The 25,191-nt window shown below is 46.3% G+C and carries 23 protein-coding genes and 2 pseudogenes; 13 read left to right on the top strand and 12 right to left on the bottom strand.

What is annotated here, in order from left to right; translation table 11 throughout:
* Positions 1-414: 414 nt before the first annotated feature.
* Positions 415-789, bottom strand: coding sequence for a type IV pilus biogenesis protein EbsA (gene ebsA / locus QUA27_RS10410; protein ID WP_006634686.1), 375 nt, complete (start codon positions 787-789; stop codon positions 415-417).
* 246 nt (positions 790-1,035) lie between these two features.
* Here ebsA and QUA27_RS10405 point away from each other — a divergent pair, with 246 nt between their 5' ends.
* From QUA27_RS10405 to QUA27_RS10395, 3 genes are all read left to right on the top strand, one after another.
* Positions 1,036-2,553: a glycosyltransferase family 2 protein gene (locus tag QUA27_RS10405; RefSeq protein WP_333067825.1), complete on the top strand. Its 1,518-nt coding sequence runs from the start codon at positions 1,036-1,038 to the stop codon at positions 2,551-2,553.
* A 337-nt stretch (positions 2,554-2,890) separates the two neighbouring features.
* Positions 2,891-4,120, top strand: coding sequence for an ATP-grasp domain-containing protein (locus tag QUA27_RS10400; RefSeq protein WP_333067823.1), 1,230 nt, complete (start codon positions 2,891-2,893; stop codon positions 4,118-4,120).
* An 83-nt stretch (positions 4,121-4,203) separates the two neighbouring features.
* The gene (locus QUA27_RS10395; protein ID WP_190737145.1) at positions 4,204-5,100 is read left to right on the top strand and encodes a succinate--CoA ligase subunit alpha; all 897 of its coding nucleotides are present in this window, start codon (positions 4,204-4,206) and stop codon (positions 5,098-5,100) included.
* 143 nt (positions 5,101-5,243) lie between these two features.
* Here QUA27_RS10395 and QUA27_RS10390 read toward each other — a convergent pair whose 3' ends face one another.
* Positions 5,244-5,927, bottom strand: coding sequence for an alpha/beta hydrolase (locus QUA27_RS10390; RefSeq protein ID WP_333067820.1), 684 nt, complete (start codon positions 5,925-5,927; stop codon positions 5,244-5,246).
* A gap of 494 nt (positions 5,928-6,421) precedes the next feature.
* Between QUA27_RS10390 and hpsL the strand changes: the two genes are divergently transcribed.
* Positions 6,422-8,086 (top strand): hormogonium polysaccharide biosynthesis protein HpsL, encoded by a 1,665-nt coding sequence (gene hpsL, locus QUA27_RS10385; protein WP_333067818.1) that lies wholly within the window; start codon positions 6,422-6,424, stop codon positions 8,084-8,086.
* Positions 8,087-8,227: 141 nt separating this feature from the next.
* On the opposite strand, the gene QUA27_RS10380 is transcribed toward hpsL, so the two are convergent.
* The 4 genes from QUA27_RS10380 to typA form a co-directional block, all read right to left on the bottom strand.
* The gene (locus tag QUA27_RS10380; RefSeq protein ID WP_333067817.1) at positions 8,228-9,496 is read right to left on the bottom strand and encodes a TolB family protein; all 1,269 of its coding nucleotides are present in this window, start codon (positions 9,494-9,496) and stop codon (positions 8,228-8,230) included.
* Between the two features lie 135 nt (positions 9,497-9,631).
* Complete coding sequence (locus tag QUA27_RS10375; protein WP_333067815.1) at positions 9,632-10,078, bottom strand: hypothetical protein; 447 nt, start codon at positions 10,076-10,078, stop codon at positions 9,632-9,634.
* Positions 10,075-10,947, bottom strand: coding sequence for a ParA family protein (locus QUA27_RS10370; RefSeq protein ID WP_333067813.1), 873 nt, complete (start codon positions 10,945-10,947; stop codon positions 10,075-10,077). Before QUA27_RS10370 ends, QUA27_RS10375 begins: the two co-directional genes overlap by 4 nt.
* A 527-nt stretch (positions 10,948-11,474) precedes the next feature.
* Positions 11,475-13,265, bottom strand: a complete 1,791-nt coding sequence (gene typA, locus QUA27_RS10365) for a translational GTPase TypA (protein ID WP_333067811.1) — start codon at positions 13,263-13,265, stop codon at positions 11,475-11,477.
* Between the two features lie 96 nt (positions 13,266-13,361).
* On the opposite strand from typA, the gene QUA27_RS10360 reads away from it, so the two are divergent.
* The 4 genes and pseudogenes from QUA27_RS10360 to QUA27_RS10345 form a co-directional block, all read left to right on the top strand.
* The gene (locus tag QUA27_RS10360) at positions 13,362-13,628 is read left to right on the top strand and encodes a hypothetical protein (protein ID WP_333067861.1); all 267 of its coding nucleotides are present in this window, start codon (positions 13,362-13,364) and stop codon (positions 13,626-13,628) included.
* A pseudogene (locus tag QUA27_RS10355) lies at positions 13,538-13,886 on the top strand (type II toxin-antitoxin system RelE/ParE family toxin). The gene QUA27_RS10360 and the pseudogene QUA27_RS10355 overlap by 91 nt, the downstream one beginning before the upstream one ends.
* Positions 13,870-14,232 carry a transcriptional regulator gene (locus QUA27_RS10350; RefSeq protein WP_333067809.1) on the top strand — a complete coding sequence of 121 codons (363 nt, stop codon included), beginning with the start codon at positions 13,870-13,872 and terminating at the stop codon, positions 14,230-14,232. The pseudogene QUA27_RS10355 and the gene QUA27_RS10350 overlap by 17 nt, the downstream one beginning before the upstream one ends.
* A 69-nt stretch (positions 14,233-14,301) precedes the next feature.
* Positions 14,302-14,451, top strand: a pseudogene (locus tag QUA27_RS10345) (helix-turn-helix domain-containing protein); the annotation flags it as partial.
* 26 nt (positions 14,452-14,477) lie between these two features.
* Here QUA27_RS10345 and QUA27_RS10340 read toward each other — a convergent pair.
* A complete protein-coding gene (locus tag QUA27_RS10340) occupies positions 14,478-14,621 on the bottom strand; it encodes a hypothetical protein (RefSeq protein ID WP_333067808.1) in 144 nt (47 codons plus the stop codon).
* A gap of 55 nt (positions 14,622-14,676) precedes the next feature.
* Here QUA27_RS10340 and QUA27_RS10335 point away from each other — a divergent pair, with 55 nt between their 5' ends.
* The 3 genes from QUA27_RS10335 (at position 14,677) to QUA27_RS10325 (ending at position 16,789) form a co-directional block, all read left to right on the top strand.
* Positions 14,677-15,504 carry a M15 family metallopeptidase gene (locus tag QUA27_RS10335; protein WP_333067807.1) on the top strand — a complete coding sequence of 276 codons (828 nt, stop codon included), beginning with the start codon at positions 14,677-14,679 and terminating at the stop codon, positions 15,502-15,504.
* A gap of 137 nt (positions 15,505-15,641) precedes the next feature.
* On the top strand, positions 15,642-16,220 hold the full coding sequence (coaD, locus tag QUA27_RS10330) for a pantetheine-phosphate adenylyltransferase (protein ID WP_333067806.1): 579 nt from the start codon (positions 15,642-15,644) through the stop codon (positions 16,218-16,220).
* Positions 16,103-16,789 carry a DivIVA domain-containing protein gene (locus tag QUA27_RS10325; RefSeq protein WP_333067804.1) on the top strand — a complete coding sequence of 229 codons (687 nt, stop codon included), beginning with the start codon at positions 16,103-16,105 and terminating at the stop codon, positions 16,787-16,789. The genes coaD and QUA27_RS10325 overlap by 118 nt, the downstream gene beginning before the upstream one ends.
* Positions 16,790-17,259: 470 nt before the next feature.
* On the opposite strand, the gene QUA27_RS10320 is transcribed toward QUA27_RS10325, so the two are convergent.
* Positions 17,260-17,991: a TIGR04283 family arsenosugar biosynthesis glycosyltransferase gene (locus QUA27_RS10320; protein WP_333067802.1), complete on the bottom strand. Its 732-nt coding sequence runs from the start codon at positions 17,989-17,991 to the stop codon at positions 17,260-17,262.
* Between the two features lie 226 nt (positions 17,992-18,217).
* Here QUA27_RS10320 and ubiG point away from each other — a divergent pair, with 226 nt between their 5' ends.
* Both ubiG and QUA27_RS10310 read left to right on the top strand, forming a co-directional pair.
* Complete coding sequence (ubiG, locus tag QUA27_RS10315; RefSeq protein WP_333067800.1) at positions 18,218-19,063, top strand: bifunctional 2-polyprenyl-6-hydroxyphenol methylase/3-demethylubiquinol 3-O-methyltransferase UbiG; 846 nt, start codon at positions 18,218-18,220, stop codon at positions 19,061-19,063.
* Positions 19,064-19,434: 371 nt separating this feature from the next.
* Complete coding sequence (locus QUA27_RS10310; RefSeq protein ID WP_333067798.1) at positions 19,435-20,343, top strand: alpha/beta fold hydrolase; 909 nt, start codon at positions 19,435-19,437, stop codon at positions 20,341-20,343.
* 81 nt (positions 20,344-20,424) lie between these two features.
* Here QUA27_RS10310 and QUA27_RS10305 read toward each other — a convergent pair whose 3' ends face one another.
* From QUA27_RS10305 to QUA27_RS10290, 4 genes are all read right to left on the bottom strand, one after another.
* Positions 20,425-20,868 (bottom strand): DUF4079 domain-containing protein, encoded by a 444-nt coding sequence (locus QUA27_RS10305; RefSeq protein ID WP_333067855.1) that lies wholly within the window; start codon positions 20,866-20,868, stop codon positions 20,425-20,427.
* A gap of 194 nt (positions 20,869-21,062) precedes the next feature.
* Positions 21,063-21,857, bottom strand: coding sequence for a WecB/TagA/CpsF family glycosyltransferase (locus QUA27_RS10300; RefSeq protein WP_333067796.1), 795 nt, complete (start codon positions 21,855-21,857; stop codon positions 21,063-21,065).
* Between the two features lie 442 nt (positions 21,858-22,299).
* Complete coding sequence (locus QUA27_RS10295) at positions 22,300-23,670, bottom strand: O-antigen ligase domain-containing protein (protein WP_333067794.1); 1,371 nt, start codon at positions 23,668-23,670, stop codon at positions 22,300-22,302.
* 129 nt (positions 23,671-23,799) lie between these two features.
* The gene (locus QUA27_RS10290) at positions 23,800-24,696 is read right to left on the bottom strand and encodes a glycosyltransferase family 4 protein (RefSeq protein WP_333067793.1); all 897 of its coding nucleotides are present in this window, start codon (positions 24,694-24,696) and stop codon (positions 23,800-23,802) included.
* Positions 24,697-25,191: the final 495 nt, after the last annotated feature.

Genomic DNA, 25,191 nt, shown 5'->3' with positions numbered 1-25,191 from the left:
GTAGGGAGTCACGCAAAGCCTGAGTCCCTACGCGAAATCTGTATCACGCTCAACTGAAAACTGCTGTAGATTTACTTAGCAATGGGGATAAGTGCTGACCCCCAAAGCGATTATTGAGAATGATCCAACAACTCACTTACTATTTCCGCTTCTCAAATAGGGCTGGCGCACCAATCATGTAATGTTGCCGTCGAGGCGTTACACTATTGGTGCGCCAGCTATAGCGCCCGTCAATCGATTTTAGATTTTAGATATTAGATTTTAGATAGAAGAAAGCGACCCCACTGATAAATCCGGGGGCTGGCGATCGGGAGCGAGGAGCTTTTTTCTCGATCCGCGAATCAATCCGGGGGCCCCGGATTAAATTGCTTGATTGTCAATTGCGGACTTTCGGGAGTGCGGCTGCGGTGAAAGTTATTCATCCATTCGCATCAGCTTGCGGTAAAACGTTTTAGAAAAATCCACAGTACGAGTCCGCTGAAAAGTCAGGAGTACCTCAATTAAGCAACTAACAAACTCAGAGCTTTGCATAGTCACTTCGTAGCTGAGTTCAGCATTGCCGTCAAACAACACCCGACAGCGGGTTAAGTCGATCGGCAGCGACGAGATATTCCAACTAGCGACAAACGGCACGCTCTCCCCACCGTCAATTTTTCTTGCCCCCTCCAAGCTTTTGAGCTTGTAGAGGCCAATAGCGTGCGGTAAAAACTTGCGCCTGGGCTCTTGACAGAAAGGCGCGTAGACTTTCACTTCTTTGTCATCGGCTGGCTTGAGTTGAGGAATAGACATATTTCCACCTCAGACAATTATTACTAACAGATAGTTTAGATCCCCAGAAAAAACTAACAGATATTCCTAGTCGATCGCAAGCAAAAGTCAACCAAAATACTCGATGCAGTACCCGTTTACCAGGGTAGTACAAGCACCGAACCCGCTGGTTGTCCTCCCGTCCGCTTTCGACAAAAGTCCAGAAACTGATACAGTAGATGCTTATATCTAAAATCAAAAACTATTGGTGGTTGAATCAAGTAACCTATGCAGGAGAGTTCTTGGCCAGAAAACGACGCTCGCAGCGAGCTTAACTTGGACATCTCTGATTTAGCTCAAGAAGAGCTCAAGAGTTTGACCTCGCACTCGAAGCTCAGCAAAGTATTTGCTATACCAGACATTGGCGACAGGGTGTTTGACGCGGAAACAAAAGCAGAGCTCCCGGTTGCGGTGTCTGTGCCGGGAACTCCTTCTTTTCCTCAAAATCTGTACCGGGGACGCCGCGGAAAAGCTGCCGCAGTGCTGACTGCGATTTGGGCCGGCACGATCGCCCTGCACTTGATTTCTTGGGGTGCGTGGGTAGTGTGGGGGTTGACGGGACTGCTGTGGATGCAAGCATTTCGAGTTTTGTTTGCTTCGCCCAAGCCCGCACTGCCGCCTCTTGCCGATGAAAGTCGAGAGGATTGGCCTTATGTGTCGCTGCTGGTGGCAGCGAAAAATGAGGAAGCGGTGATTGCCCGATTCGTAGAATCCATCTGCAATGTAGATTATCCGATCGACCGCTACGAAGTTTGGGCGATAGACGATCACAGCAGCGACACCACGCCGCTAGTATTGGAACAGCTAACCAAAAAGTACCCCCAGCTCAAAGTATTTCGCAGAGGAGCAAATGCCAGCGGCGGGAAGTCGGGAGCCCTGAATCAAGTGTTACCGCTGACTCGCGGGGAATTTGTGGGAATATTTGATGCCGACGCGACGGTAACGCCAGATTTGCTGCGCCGGGTGCTGCCAGTGTTCCATGGAGAAAAGGTAGGGGCTGTGCAAGTCAGAAAAGCCATCGCCAATGCTGCGGTAAATTTTTGGACTCGTGGCCAAGAAGCAGAAATGGCTCTCGACAGTTTTTTCCAGCAGCAGCGGATTGCGATCGGCGGCATTGGAGAATTGCGCGGTAACGGCCAATTCATGCGTCGCACCGCCTTGGAAAGCTGCGGAGGCTGGAACGAGGAGACGATTACCGACGACCTAGATTTGACGGTGAGGCTGCACCTAAACCGATGGGACATTGAATTTCTCGCTTTCCCAGCCGTGTCAGAAGAAGGAGTCACTAACGCTCGCGCTCTGTGGCACCAGCGCAATCGCTGGGCAGAAGGTGGCTATCAGCGTTATCTTGACTACTGGCGGCTAATTTTGCGGAACCGCATGGGAACTGGGAAAACTTGGGATTTATTTGGATTTTGGGTATCTCAATATTTCTTACCCACAGTAGCGCTACCCGACTTTGTGATGTCAATTGCGCTGCGCCGGATGCCGATCGCCAGTCCCATAACTTTTATGACCCTTACATTGTCGGTAGTGGGAATGTTCGTCGGTTTGCGCCGCACTCGCAAAGATACCAAATTTGACGTAAGGCGAGTTTTTGTCACCTTGCTGCAAACGCTGCGGGGTACTGTGTATATGTTCCACTGGCTGCTGGTAGGGACTGTGACGGCTCGGATTGCGGTACGGCCTAAGCGACTCAAATGGGTCAAAACCGTCCATCAAGGTGCTGCTAATAGCATCAAGTAAACAATTCGCAGAAATATCTAGGCACAGTATCGCCGAACGTCCAAAGATTTTCCGAGGCAAAAAAACACCAACGCTCGCCAAATACCTCGCCGCCATATCCTAAGAGTAAAATTGGGCAATTCCGAGAAAAAAACAATTGGAAATAGCTTAGGTAATAGGTAATCGGCGAGCGGTAATAGCGAATAAGTAATCGGCAATACAAAAGTCTAAAATTAAAAGATAAAAGCGAAAATTTTTAACTTTTAACTTGACAAAAAACCAATTAATATCTATTAATTATGAATTGCCAATTAGGACGAATTGCTTGTTGCCAACTACCCGTCACCCGTAATTGATAATGGATTTGTTAGAGTACCAAGCTAAATCTTTATTTCGCCAGATGGCAATTCCGATTTTGCCGTCGCAGCGGATTGACAATCCCGCCGACCTCAAAGGATTGAAAATTCCCTACCCAGTTGTACTCAAATCGCAAGTGCGGGCTGGGGGACGGGGCAGGGCGGGCGGTATCAAGTTTGTCGAAAATACGATCGATGCAGTAGCTGCCGCTCAAACAATTTTTAATTTGCCGATCGAGGATGAATATCCCCAAGTTCTACTGGCAGAAGCAAAGTACAACGCTGACCAAGAATTGTACTTAGCGGTACTCCTAGACCCCGTAGCCCGCCGCCCGGTGCTTCTGGGATCGAGACAAGGAGGTATGGATGTCGAAGGGTCGATCGAGCAAATGCAGCAAGTTGCCGTAGATCAAGAATTTTCCCCATTCTACGCGAGGCGTCTCACGCTGAAAATGGGATTGCAGGGAGACTTGATTCAATCGGTGAGCACCATTGTCGAAAAAATGTACCGGCTGTTTGTCGAAAAAGATTTAGATTTAGTAGAAATAAATCCTCTCGGCATCAGTCCTACGGGAGAGGTAATGGCTTTAGACGGTAAAGTCACCGCCAACGACGATGCCTTGGGGCGACATCCAGATTTGGCCACACTCTCAGGGAAGAGGCAAAGCAGCGGGTTGGCACGGGAAAGGAGAAGCCCCCATACCTCTGGCGATCGCTCCCATTCCCACTCGAAGGTTCAGCAGTTGCCGGAGTTTGACCCCAAATCTAAATCCCCAATCTCGAATTCCGAATCCCTGCAATTAATCGAACTAGACGGGAATATCGCAATTTTGTGCAACGGAGTGGGCCTGACAATGGCAACTCTAGATGCTGTAACCCACCAAGGAGGAAAACCAGCTAATTTTGTGAATATTGGTTCCCTAGACCGCTACGATGCAGCAAATGCGCTGCGCGATCGCGCGGATTTGGGTCTGGAGTTAGTCGCTCAGGATAAAAGCGTTAAGGTGATACTTGTAAATATTTTGGGCAGCGCCTCCAAGACCGAGGAAATAATCGCTGCAGTAGCCGGCTATTTGGAACGGAAAGCTCGCGCTAACCGCCACATCCAAGTTGTACTCCGGCTGGTAGAGATCGATGCTGATGCTGTTAAAAAGCGTTTGGGACAGTTGCCGGTGCAGCTAGCTAGCACTTTGGATGAGGCCGCGGCCGCTTCTGTATCCTCCGTCAAGTAGTGGCAGTCGATCGGCAAACAACGAGATTTCTGTACAGATGAAGGCCTTCTGCTTTTTACAGATCGAGTGTCAAGTGGGAAAAAATGAATTTAACTCCTGAAAGCAAAGTCCTAGTACAGGGCATTACAGAATCTCCCGCGTCAACCCGCGCCGCCCTGATGATGAAAGCATACGGCACGAATGTAGTCGCCGGTGTTAGTCCCGGTCGGGGGGGGCTGGAAGTGGAGGGAATTCCGATTTTTGATTTGGTAGAACAAGCAGTGGCGGCAGTGGGTCACGTTGACACTGCGGTAATTTTGGTAGACGCTTACTCGGTGCTGGATGCTGCTTTAGAAGCGATCGCCGGAGGAATTCGGCAAATCGCGATCGTTACTGGGGGAGTGCCTCCTCTGGATATGGTGCACTTAGTCAGAAAAGCAGAAGCCACCGAAACTTTGGTAATCGGGCCCAACAGTCCGGGGATTATTGTACCCGACAAACTGCTGCTGGGAACTCACCCCAAGGAATTTTACACTCCCGGCCCGGTGGGAGTGATCAGCCGCAGCAGCACTTTGACTTACGAAGTTGCCCTAGAACTAACGGAGGCTGGGTTGGGACAGTCGATGGCGGTTTGTATTGGCTGCGATGCGATTGTGGGTTCTTCTTTTATGCAGTGGCTGCAAATTTTGGACGAAGACGACAGTACCGAAGCGATGGTTTTGGTGGGGGAAGTTGGCGGGTGGAGTGAACAAGCTGCTGCTTCTTACATCGCTTCGGCGATCGACAAACCCGTGGTTGCTTATCTGGCCGGCCGCTACGCTCCCAAGGGGCCGTCTTTGGGCCACGCCGGCATCCTGATCAGTTCTCGGGCGGCTGCCCAAAAAGCCTTTGGAGTTACGGCCCCAAACAAAATGGCTGCCTTTGAAGAGGCGGACATACCTGTGGCGGCTCGACCTTCAGAGATTCCTAAGTTGCTCAAAAAATTGCTAAAGAAAAATTGATTGCTTTGGGAGTTTTCACAAAAGTCCTAACCCTTTTGGGGGTTGGGATAGGGGTAGGGCGGGGGCGGGTTTGGTCTCAAAAGTGTCAATAGAATGCCACAACAGCCGTTTCAACCCGCCTTTAGGACACATTTATGATTTTCTTACCAAAGCCCTCTGACCGGCGTCACCGGCTGCGGTGCGGGTGCTGGCAAGGGGGCGGCGCGGCGCGGCGCTGGAGGCGGAGTTGTTGGCTGTACGCTGCGGCGAGGTTCGATCGGAGTTTCGGTGCGAGTTGTCGATCTCGTCACATCTTGAAGCAGGCTTCGCAGAGTTCCAGCTATACTCTGAACTTTCCCAACAGCGGTGCGAAGGCTGGCAACATCTACGTAAACCTCGTTGAGAGGATACTTTTTCAGGATTTCCAGCAGCGATACCTTACCGTCATCCCCCGATGCCAGGATCACCGCTGCCCGCAAAGCTTTCCCGCTTTCTGTGCGGCGCTGAGTCCGAATGGCTTGACCGATGTCGTCAGTGATTTTTTCTCCTGGGGTGCTGTAAACTACCCTCGCCAGATTAGCAGGCTTTAAACCAATTTCTAAACCCATGAACCCCCGCAGTATTTGCGCGTCCATTTTGGAGAACCGGATAATTTGTTGGAGGGTTGGCGTGGTCGTGCCGTCTTTAGCAAAGTCTTCTAAGTCGCTGACATTGATGGCTTGTCTGATCGGGCCCAAGGTGAGAACCACTTTTTCTGCCCCTAATGCTCTACTGCTGCTAGATAATATGCTCCCGCTTGCTCCTAAAAATAGGACAATCCCGAGCGATACAAATTTTGTTAATTTCATATTCACCGCTACATTAAAATTATTTTTTCTAGATTTGTACATTTTTGTACATTATAGATGCAGCCGTTATATTCTACAAGGTCGCCCGTATAATTTGTGCCCGCGTCACACCCACAATCTCGACCGAGACTTTTTCTCGCTCTTGACTTTAAAAATAAGTAACGACATCTGCCGAAATCTTTTCGCTTATATTCCTTCTGTCTTCTACCTTCTACATCTCCAGCCTTCTACATCAGAGTGTCTTCCGCCTTCAACATAAGTACCTTATAAAAATTATAGGAACTGCCCTCACGGGAGGACTTTGTTAATTGCAGAAACATAATGGGTCGATTACTTCTTCTTTCTCTCTTAGGCAACTAAATCCCTCTTCCTTCTTCCCTCCTTCTTACTTCTTCCCTCTTCCTTCTTCCCTCTTCCTCTTCCCTCTTCCCTCTTCCTCTTCCCTCTTCCCTCTTCCTTCTTGCTTCTTCCCTCTTCCTTCTTCCTTCTGCTATATGCTGAAAACCAAGCGCAAATCCAAGAAATCCAAACACAAGCCCAGCGAAAAAACAACAGCACTCAGCAAAAAAGAAGTAGCTGCACAAAAACGCAAAATTTCAGAAAAGCGCAATGAATTGGTGCAGGCGATCGCCATAAGCTGCTTAGTCACCGTTGCTCTCAGCATCCCCCTGTTGTTCGTAGCCGGCCCTAAGATTGCTATTGCAGGAGGCGCAGCCGCAGCCATCTTGCTGCTTTCCTACAAATACCCCCGTCAAGCTTTGTGGACTTTTCTAATTTACCTGCCTTTGAGTGGTACAATTACTTACGCAATTGGCGGCGGAAATGCTGCATTTCAAGTAGCCAAAGATGCTTTCTACATACCAGCCCTCATCGCCCTAATTCAAAGCTGCAAAAAGAAACAGTTGCGCCTGTTCATTCCCAAACAAATGCTTTCTACCTTCAGCATCCTGTTGATGATGGCAATGCTGACTTTAATTTTTGTCAACGGGGAGATGCAGCTCAACCCTAGGGCGGGCGACAAACCAATTCTGCAAGGAATTCTCGGATTAAAAGTATTGATAGGTTACATACCGCTGATTGCTTGTACCTATTATCTGCTCCGCACTAAGAAGGATTTGGTATTTTTTAGTCGAATGCACATCGTTTTGGCTATCGTTTGCTGCCTTCTCGGTTTGATTCAGTACCTGTTGCTGCAAAGTGGAAAGTGTGCAGGAACCAGAGGAATGACCGGAGCCGAATTATATAAAGCAACGCTGGAAGCTAGATGTTTTGTCGGCGGTTCTTTGGTGTTCAGTCCAGAAGTCAAGATGGTCCGCTTGCCGGGAACTTTTGTCGCGCCTTGGCAGTGGGCGTGGTTTTTAATTTCTAATGCTTTTTTAACCTTTGCCTCTGCCTTTTGCGACCCTTCATTCTGGTGGCGAGTTATCGGTTTATTTGGCATGGCGTTAGTATTTGCCAATGCAGTTATTTCCGGTCAAAGAGCTGCTTTAGTTATGGTTCCCCTGGCTACGGCAATCCTGCTAGTTCTCACCGGTCAATTAGTTAATTTAAAACGATTTATTCCCATTGGTGCCGGACTGGCGATTCTGCTGTTTGTCGGTGCAGCTATTAACCCGGGAATTATCGAGCAGCGGTGGGAGAGTTTTGTTAGGCGCTGGAATGCTGCACCGCCCCAGCAGTTTCTCTTTAATCAGTTCGAGCAGAGCAACAATTTTATCATTGACAGACCTTTCGGTAGAGGTGTGGGACGAGCCACTAATTCAACGCGAATATTTGGTGCCACGCAGCTAATTGAAACTTTCCAACCTAAGTTGATATACGAACTCGGTTATCCGGGAATGATTAGTTTTCAGCTCATGCTTTTACACTTAGCTTTTCTAACTTTTAGAGCTTACAGATCAGTCAAGGACAAAAGTTTGCGGAGTTACGGAGCTAGTTTTTGGGTGTTTGTTGCATTTATTACGATCAATACTCAATACTATCCGCTGGATGTAGATCCAGTGTCCGTGTATTATTGGGTTTTAGCTGGGGCGATTTTAAAGTTGCCCAAAATTGATAAACAGGTGCAGGATGAAAAACACCAGGAAGTTGAGTCAAATGAATTGCAAGTTCACCAGCCATTAAAGGAGAAAAAAATTATTGCATCTTCCCCAATTTGAGAATAGTTTTGAGTGTTGAGTTTGGTGGATTCTTTCTTGTTCAGTAACCAGCTTTCGCTCCAAGGCGGTGCAAAGATAGCCCACCGTTATGGGTTTATCTGTGCTAAAACCCACCCCTACAGCATATTGTTGCTCTTAACTTTATTGCGGTTGCCAAACCGGATGGCTAGCATTCAAATCCTGGTCGTTTGTCAATTTATTCAAGGCCGAACCATCGCGATTAATTACATACAAGTTGCTTTTTTCTCCTTGGATTTCGTTAAATATAAAAGCGATTTGCTGGCTGTCACTAGACCAAGCTAATTCGGAAATTCCCGACGGTTTTAGCCGGGTAGCTAGTTGATTTAGCTGGTTCCCGTCAGCATTGATTGTGTAGAGTTTTTGATTATTGAACTCTCCGGCGACGAAACCCATAAATTGGCCATCCGGCGACCACGAAAGTTCATCGTAGTTTCTGGGTTGTTGGGTGAGGTTCTTGGCTGTTTCCCGGTTAATGTCTAGCAGGTAGATATCTTGCTGTTCACCTGCTGAATCGCCGGGTTTATTATAATAGTAAGCAATGCGGCTGCTGTCTGGAGACCAAAATAGTTTGACGTTGTAAACCTCATTTTGCGGATTGTTAGTCAAATTTTTGAGGTTGGTTCCATCGGCATTAATTGTGTAAATTTGCTGTTTCGGATAAGCGCCGAACAGGAAAGCAATTTTTGTGCGATCTGGCGACCAAACAAGTTGACTGCCGCCAGATATATATTCGCCGGGACTTTTAGTTAGTTTGGTCATTCCCGAACCGTCGGCATTCATTTTGTAAATATTTTTATCTTTGACAAATGCTACTTGCTGACCGTCCGGAGAAAGGTAAAATTCCGATGAAATTTCCGTTTGAGGCGGCTCTCCTCCTACTTCCAATTCCCTAACTAATTTAGTTCCTTTAATGCCAGAACTGTCGCTTATATAAAGTGATTGGCTACCGGGAGCATCAGAGGTAAAACCGTCGCATGAACGGGCAAAAACAAGTTTCTGGCTGTTGGAAAACCAAGCTATTTCAAAATTAGGTGCTTTGCAACCACCCTCAGCAAACTGTTTAGTTAGTCGAGAACCGTCAGCATTGACTGTATAAATGTCGGTATCGCCACTCACGAAAGCCAGTCGCTGACCGTTGGGCGACCACACTAGGGGAGCGCTAACATCTATATTAGGTGTAAGTTTGCGGCGAGCGGAACTGGTAGCATTGACCGCAAATAAATTGGATCTGGGCTCGCTGCCGCGCATCTGGAGGGCGGTAAACGCTAGTATCCTTGGTTTTTGGGTTGCGGTTGGGGGAGGGCTGTGAAGGCTCAAAAACAAGCTGATTAAGAGTGTTAGGGAGATGAGGGCGATCGAACTAAGTCGCAATAATTTATTCAAAAGCATTTTGTCAATATCATCTCCTTACTTTTAAATTTTCACAGTCTTCAGTCCTCATATCTCCGACTTCTTAAAGTCCTGCGGGGATATGGCAAATTCTAATTCCAAGCTATTACCAATGCCCAATTCGCAATGCCCGATTCAAAGTGTTTGTCTGTCGATATGTCTCGATAGCCTCAAACTCTGTTTAATTCTGCCAATAATTAGCTCGAACATTTTTTTGCGGGACGGATTCTTGCTGCTGGGCGGCATCCCTAACTCGCAACACATCAAGTTCAAGTCAGTTGCACTCATTGCCAACAACTTTTGCCTCACCTCTTCTTCATTACCCTTCTTAGCTTGTAAACGCAGTTCTTCATAAACTTCTAGAACATTTCTCGCCGATAAATTAGCAGGTTTATTAACATCAGCACTACTGGAAATATCCGAACTTTTTGAGCCAGCAGAAATCACTCCCCGCTTGACTTGAGTTTCAAGCCTGGTTAATTTTCTAGAAACGTCCCGCAAGATTTCCTTAAGTTCGCCAATTTCCTCAACTAACCCCCCGCTTTCTTGTTCGGAAGCAGCCAAAATTTCTTTTTTACTCATTTCAGATACTCCTCACACTCGCGCCATAGTTTTTCAAATTCTCTAACTAATTCTCGCGGCAGTTCTCCCTCATTAATCGCCCGTTTTAGCCCGACGCTTTCGCGAATAGTCGATTCTAAAAATCTAACTTCTATGTTATTATCTTTTGATATCTCATCGCAAAGTCTCTTTACTTCTCTCATGTAAAACTGAACTTCATTTGTCAGCAATCCTCCATAGGTTTTAGCTTTATTCATAAAGACTGCTATCTTGGGAAACGGATAAGGCTCAATCCGCTTCTGAAGCGAGTTTAAAACTAAACTCAATCCCCTAGAACCAAAATAATCGGGATTGACGGGAATTAATATTAAGTCGCAGCAAGAGAGTACGCTGTAGGTGAGGAGACTGAAGGAAGGCGAACAGTCAAAAAGCATCAAGTCGTATTTGGGGAGATTGGGAGAGTTGGCGATTTTGCCGATGAATCTGCGGATGAAGTCTTTAACACTTTTTCCCTCAAATCCATCGATATCTAACCAATACAATTCTTCAACTGAAGGGACAAAATGCAACTGTTCGTCAATCTGATAAATGGTCTCGAAACCAACTGGAAATTTAAAATTCTGTCCGGCTTTTTTAAAGACTTCTAGAGCGTCGTAAATTGTAAGTCTATGCTTGAGAGATTTTTCGTACCACTTACCAAACTTGTCATCTAAATGACCTGTATTTTCGTTAAGTCCGATCGCCTCTGTGAGCGACATTTGCGGATCTAAGTCTAACATCAAGACTTCTAAGTCTGTTCCTTGGGATATAATATTTCCCAGACTCCAAGTGACGGTGGTCTTTCCGACACCGCCTTTGAAGTTGATTACGGCTATTGATTTAGGACTCATGGCTGGCTTTGTTTGGATTTTGCTCAAATATAAATTAAAACATATTGTGGCAATTAGTCGATCGCGCGATCCGGCATCAGCCCGCTCTGCCAATTGACAGAAAAGGCCGACTATGATATAGAAATCAATAATAAAATAAATAGCCCATTCTGTAAAACCAACTGAGTTATTTGCAAATTATTCTGATATCAACCATATAGATTATAGCCAATTAGTTAGATGGGAATTTTGCAACCGCAGATATTAGCGGATGAACACAGATGGACGCTGATGGTGTTTTATCTGCGTTTATTTGCGGTTAAAAAACATTCTTATTGTTTCGGGTTGCTATGGATATATAAAGATGCTGAAAGAATTGGACTCCCAGCAAAAGATTACTTAAAAAAGCCATGTACTTTGGATAATATATAATTTTTTTAAGATCGGGCAGGTTTTTTGCCATAAAAAATAAGGTGCGCAATACGCACCCTACAATATGTTTTGCCTATAAAATGTAAGGTGCTATTCGGCGCACCCTACAATTTGTTTTAGCGTTTTACCAACTTCTTAGAAACCTTCCGCAAGCGAATTGATTTCGGTGTTACTTCCACCAATTCATCCGGGCCGATGTACTCCAAAGCGCGCTCCAAACTCATATCGACTGGTGCTTGCAATTGCGCCAATTCTTCACCGCCAGATGCGCGGTGGTTTGTCAACTGCTTCGACTTGCAGATATTCAGCTCCATGTCATCATCTCGGTTGTTTTCTCCGATAATCATCCCTCTGTAAACCTTTGTTCCAGGGGTAATGAAAAATACGCCGCGGTCTTCAGCATTTTTCAGTGAATAAGTAGTTGCAACTCCTTCTTCAAAGGAAATCAATACTCCGTTGCGACGGGCGACAATTTCTCCGCCGAGGGGGCGATAGTCGAGGAAGCTGTGGTTCATAATTCCAGCGCCGCGAGTCAAGCGCATAAACTCGCCTCGGAACCCGATCAAACCGCGGGCGGGAACTGAAAATTCTACTTGCGTGCGGCCCGTGCTGCTGACGTGCATATCTTGCATTTCTGCTTTCCGCTGACCGAGGCGTTCGATGCAGCCGCCGACTGCTTCTTCGGGTACGTCTAACACCAAACATTCAAAGGGTTCGCAGGGACGACCGCCGATTTCGCGGAAGATTACTTGCGGCTGGGATACTTGGAATTCGTATCCTTCGCGACGCATATTTTCGATCAGGATTCCGAGGTGGAGTTCGCCACGGCCGGATACGAGGAATTTGTCGGGAGATTCGGTTTCTTCGACGCGCAAGGCGACGTTGGTTTGGAGTTCTCGCATTAGCCGATCGCGAATTTGCCGAGATGTTACCAAACTACCTTCTTGACCGCAGAACGGCGAATCGTTCACAGAGAAAGTCATCTGCAAAGTTGGTTCGTCTACTTTGATTAAAGGCAGCGCTTGCGGGTCGTTGGGACAGGTAATTGTCTCGCCAATATACGCATCAGCAAAACCAGCAACGGCGACAAGATTACCAGCAGAAGATTCTGGGATATCAATCCGCTTCAGGCCTTCAAAGCCCATCAATTTGGTAATTTTTGATTTGACAATCGCGCCGCTTTCGGTGATTAAGACTGCTTGTTGACCGATTCTAATCGTGCCGTTGTGGATGCGGCCGATGACGATGCGACCGACGTATTCTGAGTAATCTAAGGTGGTTACTTGCAGTTGTAGTGGCTTGTTGGGGTCGCCGACGGGGGGTGGTACGTGGTCGAGGATTTCTTCAAAGAGGGGCTTCATATCTACCCCTTCGTCTTCGAGGTGTTTTTTGGCGTAACCGCTTAAGCCGGAACCGAAGAGATAGGGAAATTCGCACTGATCGTCGTCAGCACCTAGTTCGAGGAACAGATCCAAAACTTTATCGACGGCTTTGTGGGGGTCGGCTCGCTCGCGATCGATCTTATTGACAAAGACGATCGGGCGCAGTCCTTTTTCTAAGGCTTTTTTGAGCACGAAGCGGGTTTGCGGCATCGGGCCTTCGTTGGCGTCTACGATCAGCAGACAGCCGTCAACCATGCCGAGAACTCGTTCGACTTCTCCGCCGAAGTCCGCGTGTCCGGGGGTATCGACGATGTTGATCAGGGTTTCTCCGTACCTGACGGCGGTGTTTTTGGAAAGGATGGTAATGCCACGTTCGCGCTCGATGTCGTTGGAGTCCATGACGCAATCTGGGATTTCTTCCCCTTCGCGGAAGATCCCGGACTGTCTGAGGAGAGCGTCCACAAGGGTGGTTTTGCCGTGATCGACGTGAGCAATGATGGCGACGTTGCGAATGGGAAGACTCATAATGCGTCTGGAACGTTAAACGGATCTAACTAAAGATTTCTTAATAATTGTAGCGCATGGAGTCAAGGGCCGATCGGGCGCGGCTTTAAGATTGGAGTGCGATCGTGGCTAGAATCAAGATTATGGAAGCGCAATCCAGGGAAATGGAGCGTTACACCCCGCCTGACGGCAGAGTTTTTTTCGATCGGTGATCTTGAGTTGGCCCAGGTGAAGAAGGTTGGATACGGGGCGATCGCCGATATTAAGATGAGGGTGCAAGTACGATCGACTTTATGGAAGTACAACCGAGGGAAATTAGACGTTATATTACCTCAGACGGTAGAAATCCTTTCGCAGAGTGGCTTAGTTCCCTGCGAGATTTGAGTGCGGTAGTTAAAATTGAGCAAAGGCTTGACCGAGTTCGCTTAGGGAATTTAGGAAACAGCAAGTCTGTTGGGTAAGGAGTCTGCGAATTAAAAATTGATTTTGGGCCGGGGTATCGCGTGTACTTCGGACAATTGGGGTCAACAATAGTTCTTCTTCTCTGCGGTGGGGATAAAAGCACTCAAGAATCAAGATATCCGCAAAGCGTATGAGTATTGGAAAGAATATGGAGAACGCGAAAATGCCAACCAGCGATAGTTACCAGGGCTATCTGATAGAAGCGCTCAAGGATAAAATACACGCTGCGGCTTATTTAACAGCGCATTTGGAAGACGAAGAGCTTGAACCTGGTTTGCTGGAACTCGCACTTAGCAATGTATTTGAGGCTCTTGGCGAACCAAATATGTCTGCTGAGGATGCTAAAGTGCATTTGGAAAAATTAGATGTTTTGTTGTCGGGAGAAGGAAGTGCGACAATTTATGCTTTAGCCCATTGGCTGAATGCTCTGGGATTGAAGTTAACAGTTGCGGTTCATGAAGGGGAGAAAGCGGAAGACGAAGGTTCTGTTGGTGCTGCTGAGTTGACCAAAGTTGGTAATATTTGATTTGGGGTGATCGAGCCTTAAGCTACTAATTAGACCTTAACGGCGCTCGAACCGCGATCGCTAAAGGAAGTAGCCGATCGCTCCGGGGTATCCTACAATACTGTTAAAACTTATGCCCGATCGCCCGGTATGGTAATGGCTGACATCGGTGCTCTGCTAAAATTGGCCCGGACGTTTGATGTCTCGATCGAAGAATTCTGGGATTTTGTGGAACAGTAACAAATTACACTTAAAATAAACCAGCGCTACCAGCGCCAACCAGTTCTGCCTCGCAGGGACGATCGACTGTGGGCCCAAGCAACAGATGCGAGAGTTGGCGGATGGGACGGGGCGAAGTCTGAAAGAGATGATATATTCTCAGCGGCAATTGTAGCTGTTCGATCGCCCATATCGGTCTACAATTTTTAACGTTGAGCCTTATTGAAGTGCAGGAGTGGAGCTGGCTTGGATAACGCTAGTCTGTCAAGAAAACCCCCGCAAGCCTCGGAGCTTGTCGCCGACGAAATTCCCGAAGCAGTGCGAGACCACCCATACCCAGAAGCAGGGCAGAGTCAGTCCAAGAAAAAAGGGCTGATTTGGAAACTGCTAGGGTTGGCCGCACTAGCCTGTGGGGTCAGCATCTGGCTGCACCTCAACTTTAACTTGTTCCCAGCCACCAGTCAGGCAGAGCAAACTCAACAAAACTCAGCGCCGACAAGTTCCGCGTCTCCGTCTGTCGCGAGTCCAGCTAGCACCCCTAAAGTCCCCACAACCCCAGACAACCTCCTGGGACACTTGCCGTACCCAGAAGCACCAGCCAAAGACTTGGTAGGCGTCACCTCCGACGGTAGCGTCAAACTCCGCACCTCAGCAGCAGCAAAATATCAAGAAATGGCCAACGCCGCCGCCGCATCAGGCATCTACTTCGCTCCCATATCCGGCTTTCGCTCCCTGGAAGACCAACAGCACGTATTTTTTGACGTGAAAGCCGAACGCAGGCAAAACGCCAGCAAGAGAGCCGAAGTCAGCGCCCCTCCAGGTTACAGCGAACACCACACAGGTTACGCGATCGACATCGGCGACGGCAGCGCCCCGGATACCAACCTCAGCCCCAGTTTTGAAAATACCCAAGCATTCAAGTGGTTAGAAGCCAACGCCGTGGCCTTCAGTTTTGAGATGTCCTTCCCCAAAAACAATCGCCAAGGCGTCAGTTATGAGCCTTGGCATTGGCGGTTTGTCGGCGACAAGCAAAGCCTCGAAACTTTCTACAAAGCTCATTCCATGAAAAAGTAGAGGCAAGAAGGAAGAAGGAAGAGGGAAGAAGGAAGATTTTCCACATCTCCGGCTTTGCCACTCTCCCACTCTCCCACTGCCCCACTCTACCCAATCTCCCCTTCCCCCACTTCCCCCCACTCCGTTGAGCCAAACTCGTGATTGCAATCTATCCAGGCAGCTTTGACCCCATTACCTTCGGTCACGCAGACATTATCGAGCGGGGATCTAAACTGTTTGACCGGGTAATTGTTACGGTAGTCAGAAACCCCAGCAAAACCCCTCTCTTCACCGTAGAGGAACGGATCGAGCAGATCCTGCGCTCTACCCAACACTTGCCAAATGTAGAAGTAGACAGTTTTGAGGGTTTGACAGTAAACTATGCTAAGATTCGACAAGCCAAAGTGCTGCTGCGGGGGCTCCGGGTACTAACAGATTTTGAAATGGAACTCCAGATGGCCCACACCAATAAAACCCTTCTGGGCGAAATTGAAACAGTTTTTTTGGCAACTTCTAACGAGTACAGCTTTTTAAGTAGTAGTGTAGTTAAAGAAATAGCCAAGTTTGGTGGCTCCGTAGATCATCTTGTTCCGAAACACGTCGCCCTAGATATTTACAAATGTTACGCCAGCAGGAACCAACTCGCATCGAACCCGACAGTACCGGACGCGGCACTGAGAACGAATCGCCTCAGAACACATCCGCCTTCGGAGACCCCACCCGAACCGCAGGAGTAGACATCCAGCGGGAATTGAATCGGCTTGAGGAAATTGTTCTCGACAGTCCACGAATTCCCATGACCAGACGCACTCTGGTGGATGAAGAACAGTTGCTCGATCAGTTAGACTTGGTGAGGCTAAATTTGCCCATCGCTTTTCAGGAAGCCGAGACGATCATTCGGCACAAGGACGACTTGCTTCAAGAGGCGGAACTTTACGCTCAGGAAGTGATAGAAGCAGCAGAACAGAGAGCAGCAGAAATTTTAAACGATATGGGCCTGCTGCAGCAGGCGAAGATAGAGGCAGATCAGTTGCGGCAGCAAGTTTTGCTCGACTGTGAGGCAATTCAGCAGGCCACGCTGGCGGAAGTCGAACAAATTCGCTACCAGGCCCAAGAGGAATTGGAAGAGATGAGAGTCAGGGCGATGGCTGAATGCGAGGAAATTCAAAACGGAGCCGACGATTATGCCGACCAAGTGCTGGATAATATCGAGCACAAGTTGAGCGATATGCTGCGCGTGATCCGCAACGGGCGCGATCAGTTGGATAGTGTTTCTACGTCGCACATCCATCACAACAACGGTTAGCCCACAGTGAACTCATTTGTTGAACATTTCTAAAAGTCTACCTAATTTAGGTAGATTTTTTTTCGCATTTTATCTAGCTAGCATTTGGGAATATTACCTGATAAGTGGAGTTAATTCGGAGACATGGTTTCTCGGATCGTTTTTTAAACTATCTGCTCAAGGATACGCAATTTTGTTCGTATTATCGATCCTCGCATTTTCTAAGAGTATCGCACTTCCCAGTAGAGCATCGGGGTTAGTCAAAATATTGGCTGCTTATTCATTCTCTATATATCTCCTGGATTCGACAGTAGTGAAATATGTGTTGTTAGTGTTTTATAAGTTTATTGACGCGGTAAATCCCCTATTGAAGCTCGGCTTTTTAGTTACGGGACTTTGTTAGGTTGTTGGGCAATTATTTACCTGTTGGAAAAACTTTTTCCCAAAAATTACAGGCAGTACATTTTGGGAGTTTAATCAAATTTGGTGTTTCAGCGGATGTCTTCATAAAACTGCTTGAGATACCTTGGAGAAACGCCAAAACCCCACAAAAAACCAATCGAAAGATAGATCGCAATAGCTTTAAATTCGCCCCAATTCGCAACTCGCCGATCGCTACTTTCCACTACCCGATTGACTAACTTAAGTTTCCCCCGGCGCACTAACTTCAAACACAAATCCGCTTCCTCCATAATTGGCAGCGCAGCATCAAAACCCTCGCATTCCCAAAAATCGGTACGGCGACAAAAAATAACTTGGTCGCCAAACAGCAGGCGCAATCCTTGGACAAATAAATGAGGTCGAAATAACAGCGGCGCGTAATAAGTTTTCAGGTAATTGTGGAGGGAAAAACCCCATCTTGTTTGCTGCGAACCAGTCATCAGGGAGATAAACCCGCCGCCCACAATTTTGGCATCGGACAATGTTTTATGGATGACTGCTACAATGTCATCGGGAACTAAAGTATCGGCGTGCAGAAAGCACAGAATTTCACCGGTGGCGACTTGAGCACCTAAGTTCATTTGCAGGGATCGTCCCGCTATACTGCTAGAAATAACGCGGGTGGCGGCGGAAAGTGCGATCGTCACTGTTTCGTCTTGACTGCCGCCGTCTACCACCAACACTTCCCAAGCGGGAGGATTAAGAATGCTGAGTTGGCGGAGGGTGCGTTGCAGACAAGTCGCTTCGTTAAGGGCTGGGATGATAATAGAAACGCGATCCATCTTGTTGAAATTTGTGCCAGAGCTATTATAATAAAAAACTGGGGAGATTCACAACTAACGATAAAATAGAACTTACGCGCGCTGATTCAGGAACCTGGTGTCTGCCTGCGAATTTGCCACGAAACCTCGGGTTTTTTTACAAAAATTAGGTGTATTGGCGTCCTATAAAATCCCGCAAATGTGCAATCGCCATATATATTTTCCACTAATCAGGACTGAGAAAATCGTGCAGAAAACAGAAGTAAAAAATGATTTAGGATTTTATGAGGAAAATGCCGATAATTGGTGGGACGAAAATGCTAAAATTTATGCTTTATACCATCTAAACAAACCCAGATTTGAGTTTTTCGACAGACACGCGACTAATTGGCAAGGGCTGAAAACCTTAGATGTCGGGTGCGGCGGCGGCTTTTCTTGCGAGTTTATGGCCGAGAGAGGCGCTATTGTTTCTGGAATAGATCGATCGGAAAAATGTATTGTAGCAGCTCAAAATCACGCAGTTACCAGCGGTTTTGAGATTGACTACAGGCAAGGTTTTGCCGAAAATATGCCCTACGACGACAATACCTTTGATGTTGTCATCTGCGTGGATGTTTTGGAACACGTGGCCGATTACAAAAAAGTTGTGTCTGAGGTACACAGGATTCTGAAGCCTGGGGGACTGTTCTTTTTTGATACAATCAACCGAACTTTTTCCTCGCAAATTGTGATGATTGGGCTGATGGAAAATATTTTGCAGGAGATTAGGCGGGGCGTTCACGATTGGGAAAAATTTATTACCCCGGAGGAACTATCTGTGGTAATGCAGGATATTGGTTTTGGCAATATTCAAATTAAAGGTTTTGATATGTTTGGCGAAATTGGCGCTATGTTAGCCGCAATGCACGGGTTTTGGGAAGATTTTACACGCGGAAAGCAGGTGTTTCCTTCGGCGGGTATTTTCAAACAAGTATCTCAAACTCTAACATCTAATCTAGCTAACTATATGGATTACAAAAAGTCTGGGTTGTTTAAAATCAAAATTAATGAGGATCAGTCGATTATGTATGTTGGCGTTGGGGCGAAGAATTAGTCAGTTAATTGTTCACTGTTGTCATTTGGGGCGAGTTTGAGACGGATTTTTGCGATCGACAAATTCGGCTAAAACCCGCCTCTATTGCATTTTTTAGGGTACGCACGCAGCGGTAAACCTTATCCTGTTGAGTGCAATACACATATTCCGTAGGCACGGTGCCGTATCCTTACTGTATTGCGGGCAATTGAGAATTGCTATATTGGCGATCGCACGACAAACCTAAGCCTGGGCTGAGGGATACTGAGTATCGATCTAATTTTAATGACTCGCCCCAACTCCTAAAATAGCGATCTAGCAAGCATATATACTTAAATGTGAGGGCGAACACAGTGGCACCGTCCCTACCGATTCACAATTTATCAAGAATTATGCCAGCAAGTTTTCTCCCAAAATCGATCGCACAACTCACAGAATCTACCTCAATAGCCTTAGCCCAAAGCATTCAACGAGAGGCAATTACAACTCCCCTATCTTCTGACCCAATTGCCACAACCTACGTGCGCCAAGGCAGCGGCAACACACCAATTTTGCTAATTCATGGCTTCGACAGTTCCTTGTTTGAATTCCGCCGCCTGTTGCCGCTGCTGGCTGCCAAAAATGAAACTTGGGCCGTTGATTTGTTGGGTTTTGGCTTTACAGAAAGGCCGGCAGGTTTGGCATTCAGCGCGAGGGCAATTGAAAGTCACCTTTACTATTTTTGGAAAACGCTAATTTCGCAGCCTGTAATCTTAGTCGGTGCTTCAATGGGAGGTGCAGCAGCAATTGATTTCACTCTCAATTATCCCGAAGCTGTAAAACAATTAGTGTTAATAGATAGTGCAGGTTTTGCCATCAGTTCTAATAAGGGAAAGTTTTTAATTCCTCCTTTAGGATATCTGGCAACTTCATTTTTACGCAATCCCAAAATTCGCCAGCGAATTAGCGTCAATGCTTATTTCGATAAAAATTTGGCTTCTCTAGACGCTCAAACTTGTGCCGCTTTACACTTGGAAATGCCCAACTGGAATCAAGCTTTAATTGCGTTTACCAAAAGCGGCGGTTACGGTGGTTTTGGGGAAAAATTATCACAAATTCCGCAACAGACGCTGATTTTGTGGGGGAAACAAGACCGGATTTTGGGGACGGCGGATGCTGAAAAGTTTGCAAGGGCGATCGCCAATTCTCAACTAATTTGGATACCCGATTGCGGGCACGTTCCCCACTTAGAAAAGCCACAGACTACCGCCCAGCATATTTTAGAATTCATCACAAAAAGCGGACTCACGCAAAAAAATTAAACCTAGGGTGCGCTGTGGCGCACCTTACATATATGGTTTCCCTGGCAGATTTGGTATAGTTTGAGGCCAAATAGACAGGTTTCAAACTTTCGGCAAATACTTTTGTACTATCGTCCATCCTGTGAGCAACACAGTCACAAATCCCCCAAACAAGGCCAAATTAGTACCGATGTGGAGGGGACGGGCCCAAGGATGTTTAGGACCAATTTGCAGCCCGCTTCCAACAGAAACCAACACCAAAGCGACAACAGCTAACCCCGCCGGTAAATGAGCCGAGTGACCCAAATTGCCGTAGTATCCTAGCGTACCGACTACACCAATTCCCAGCAGTAAAATTACCAAAGTTGCCATCCCCGCACCAGTGGCTAAATGAAAGGGACGCAGCCATTTTGGGCGCGGTTGTTTGGTACTCCTAGCGGCAAACATCCACGTTCCAGTAACGGCCAGCAACAGGTAAGCCAACAGGGAAACACCCATTGACCAAGCCGCTATTTTCCACAACCACAAGAAAGAAGGCAGATTCATCCGTTGCATCCCTAATTAGGATTTTCCACAAAATGTTTCTTTCCGATTTTACCTGGATTTGAAAGCAAAAATGAATTATTTTGAGAGAAAGTGCGATCGGACTATCCACAGATGGCATCAGTCTTGCCTGGAAGTCAAACGCACTTTCTCCGATACTCAGCTTAATTTACGCTAGAGATTTGTCGCTGCCATTTTTAGGAGCCACCTTCCCATTTTAGATTGGTGGTTTTGCTGTCCATGAAAGGCATTTTATAAAACCCTAATTTTTGTTCTAAGATTAATCGGAAAAAAGGCAAACCTTCAATCAAATATCTTTTCCACAACCTTCTCGGTTCACTTAACAGTCGGTACGCCCATTCTATGCCGACTTCGCTCATCCATTTGGGAGCTCTTGCTTTGCAACCAGCTTCAAAATCAATGGTTGCACCTACGGCTAAGAATATTTTGACGTGTGTTAATTTGCTCTTGTATTTAATCAACCACTTCTCTTGCTTGGGAGCTCCCACTCCTATAGCGAGAACTGTAGCTCCTGATTTATTTATCTCGTCAATTATTTTTTCACATTCTTCTTCATTTTTTTCAAAGCCAAAAGAAGGAGAAAGTGCTTCAACTACTATTTCTCTTCCAATTTTTTGGTTAATTTTTTCCTGGGCTTTCCTAGCAATACCTTCAGCAGCTCCTAGCAAAAATATTTTAATCTTCTCGTTATCTTTGTGATACATATAAAATGCAGGGAACAAATCAGAACCAGAAATTTTTTCTTTGAGAGGAGTACCCAAAAACTTGGAGGCATACATCAATATTTGACTGTCGCAGACTCTATAAGTAGATGTATTGTAAGCTTCATAGAAGTCGCGGTCATACTGCAACTTAATCAAGTGGTCTACATTGGGTGTAAATACGACACCACCTTCGCAGTCGAGTTTTTCAAACAACTCTGTGATTGACAAGTTATCTATCGAGACATTCAATAAATTAACTGTTTTCATTTATGATGCCCTTCCCGCTTTATATTAAACTACAACTCAAACTATTATCACCCACAATACAGTTTCGTGTTTTAACTACCTGGGTGCTTCAGTGAACATACTTTTATCAGTATATCCTCCTACACCCTGCCTGTCTAGTGAGTATTTTTAAAGATTATGTAAAGAATCAGCTCGTTTTAGAAAAAGTGTATAAACCCCATTTTTAAGTTTATAACTCGCTACACAGTTTCAAGAAAAAAGCCACCCCGTGCTAATACTTGTTGAAGCATTGCAAATGAATGTAAAAAAGAGTTTATGAGATTAAAATTTTAACCTAGTGAGAATTATCTCGCCACTTCTGAACTGGATTTCATCCAAAAGTGGTAGATTTTTTAGTTGTTGTCTCCAGGAGTGGCAAGATAGTGTCAAGCTTGAAGTGAAGCAGCGATCGCATTTCCGAAAATCATCCTGATTTTTGGTGAACCAGCGACTGTCTTTTTGGTGGGGAACTGGTTTTCTTGGCCTTAAGACTTTCTGGAGCTTTTAAGACCAGACCTGATATTCCTCCTGCAATCAGCGCAAAAATCGGGTTAGTCATAGCATTCAAAACACAGTCAAACACGTACATAGTTAAGGCTATTCCCAGGGTGGCGGCAGGTGCTACTTTAGGATTAGACCAGGTTCTGGCGGGATATTTGAATACGGCAAAGACGATAACAGGAAGTAACATGGAAGAAAATAAACTAACTAAACCGACTGCACCGTTGACGCCAAATGCAATAATCCATAAGCTGTCGGTAACTGAGATATCATCACCGTATTCGTTATACACGCGGTTTCCGCCCGAATCTCCCCAGCCAAACATAAATCTTTGCCGCGCCTTTTCCCCCAAGATCTCTTCATTGTCAAATCTAAACTTCAAAGAGGCGGCTCGTTCTTCGCCAAATACTTGATTGATGAATCCAATCACGTCTTTGCTCGAAAATTGACCCGATGCAGCCACATACAGATAAAACACTATATATCCAATTATAAATAGCAATGGCAAAGAGGTGCGAAAAAACTTGGCAGAGTATAATACTAGCAACGCCATTACAAATAAACTGTAGGCGCCAGTTGAACGGCACAGGAAAAAAGCGATAGTTGATATAATTGCTAAAGTCTTGATGTTACGGCCCATAAACTTTTTAAGCGTCCCAGTTTGCCACAGCCAAACAGCAATTAAGGCGGCTGTCATCATCCACAGGCCCACCATCAAACCGTGCTGCATAAACACTACTGGTCTCCACCCCCCCAAACGCCTTGCTTGACCCCAGTCGTCAAAGGCATTGACGCCGTAAATCATTTGGTGGAGAATTGGGCCCCTAACTCCTTCAACTAAAGTAAAAGGAATGTAGGCTAACCCACCTGCAAAAATTCCGATCGCCAATTGTCGCAGCCCGTCTAAATTGCCCACATACAAGCGTCCTAAAAAATAAGGCAGACCCCAAGTAACGATTTGGTTGATAGTCGGAGAAATCGGGCTGCCGCCATTACTAACTTGTGAAACAATTGGACACAAACAGTAAATTACCATTGGCACGTCCAGCCAACCGGGCTTAAAAGATGTGAGGCGCGCAGTATCGTAGATCAGAGTCCCCAGCAAAATGCCGTAGCAAGCTGCAGAGATTTTGGTATACGGTGGCAATGAGGGGATGGGATAAGAAGCTTGCGGTAAAAAAAGCCACGCTGCCACAAAACTTATAATTACTGCCCGTTGAGCCGGAAACCTCACAAACAGGTAAAAAACGACTGGAATAAAGCCGAACATAGCAAGTGGGATTAATGCAACCATAGGTATTTTTTGGCAGTAAAATTATAGAAAGACAACTCAAATTGCCCGATAAAATTTCTCGTTTAAACGATCGCCCCACCCCAATCTTTTACATCAACCTCAATTTTACGTCTTGTTCGTTAATTGTACCTAACGTTCCAAAGCAGTGTACAGTGCCGCCTCGAAGAGATTAGTTGCATCCTCCCAAGTATAATTTATCACCCTTTCCAAAGCAGTCTCGGACATTGCGCGCCATTCGGCATCAGACAACTGACAAATCTGTTCGATCGCTTTTGCCATATTCTCTGGATCTTCTGGCTTGACAAGTATGCCACCCCCGCCAGCAAGTAGTTCCGGAGCCGCACCAGCAGGAGTGCCAGTGACTGGAGTGCCGCAAACCATAGTTTCTAAAATTGGCAAGCCGAAGCCTTCGGATCTGCTGGAAAACACCCAAGCATCGCATTTGCTGTAAAAATCTGTTAGTTGGTCTTGAGTAGGTTCTTTATTATACTCAGTACCCTCACGCAGCAAATTGGGATGAGAACTATCGTGGCCGGAACCAAATGCAACTAAACGAAGGTTAGGAATTTTTTTAGCAGCTATAGAGAAAGGTTTTAGCGCAATATCGCAGCCTTTCCAAGGAGTTGTAGTATAGTACAGCTCGACTGTGGGAACTAATTGCTTGCCTGGGCATCGGGGCTGCTTCCCTCGCGACAGGGGGTTGTAAAACTGTTTGGTGTCCACCGTAGGAGGGACGAGAGATACAGACAAATCGCCGTATTCATTCCGAGCTATGTCGGCTAGCCACTGGGCTACAGCGATTTTGTGCATCGGCAGCCGCCAAGTTGCCTCTAATCGACCTTTTGGTACGTAGTCAAAAGCCTCATAATGTTGCAGCAAAAAATATACTTTCGTTCCTTTCCTCGGAGAGAGTTTTGCCACCCACTCGGCAGTTTTCCACCAAGTAGCCATGACAATATCGGCATCAGGTACGTCAAGGTCAGTAATTGGACGGTTGGTTTCGATAACTCGACTTTCGACATCCACCTTGTCAAAGTTAAACTTTTGTGTTTAGGAGCGGACTGCCAACCCCTACCCCTCAGCAGCGATCGCAATTGTTGGATTAAAGTCGGTTGCGACAGGGGCATAGAGACAATAAATATTTTGTATCCTCTCTTTTGCAGCAGTTTTGTGTAGATAGATAACACCCTGATGCCACCTTTAAGACTAAGGATAGGCAGGACAAAAGTAATTTTCCTGAATAGATGCTGAAGATTGATACTGGTTAAAACTCCTCCTTATCCTTAAAGCAAGTTGGCACTTACCAGCCTTTGTTTGGCTTTTCTGCGGGGTGCGGATCTGTGCTGGAGGCGATCGTAACTCGATAGTCGAGCCGATCGATCTTACTTTGTCGTCAGGGACTTTTCCCATTTACAAATTGGCAGATGTTTGACGACTAGACAAGTTTAAACTGTAACGGAGCCAGCCTTAAAACCTCCGTTGCACTCTTGTTCAGATTTTGGCCGAGCAATTTATAACCAG

This window comes from Microcoleus harperi Pol14_C6, from assembly GCF_036701295.1.
In the GTDB taxonomy this organism is placed as follows: Bacteria; Cyanobacteriota; Cyanobacteriia; order Cyanobacteriales; family Microcoleaceae; genus Microcoleus.
The sequence above is the reverse complement of the archived record's forward strand: the minus strand, read 5'-3'. Positions and strand labels throughout refer to the sequence as shown.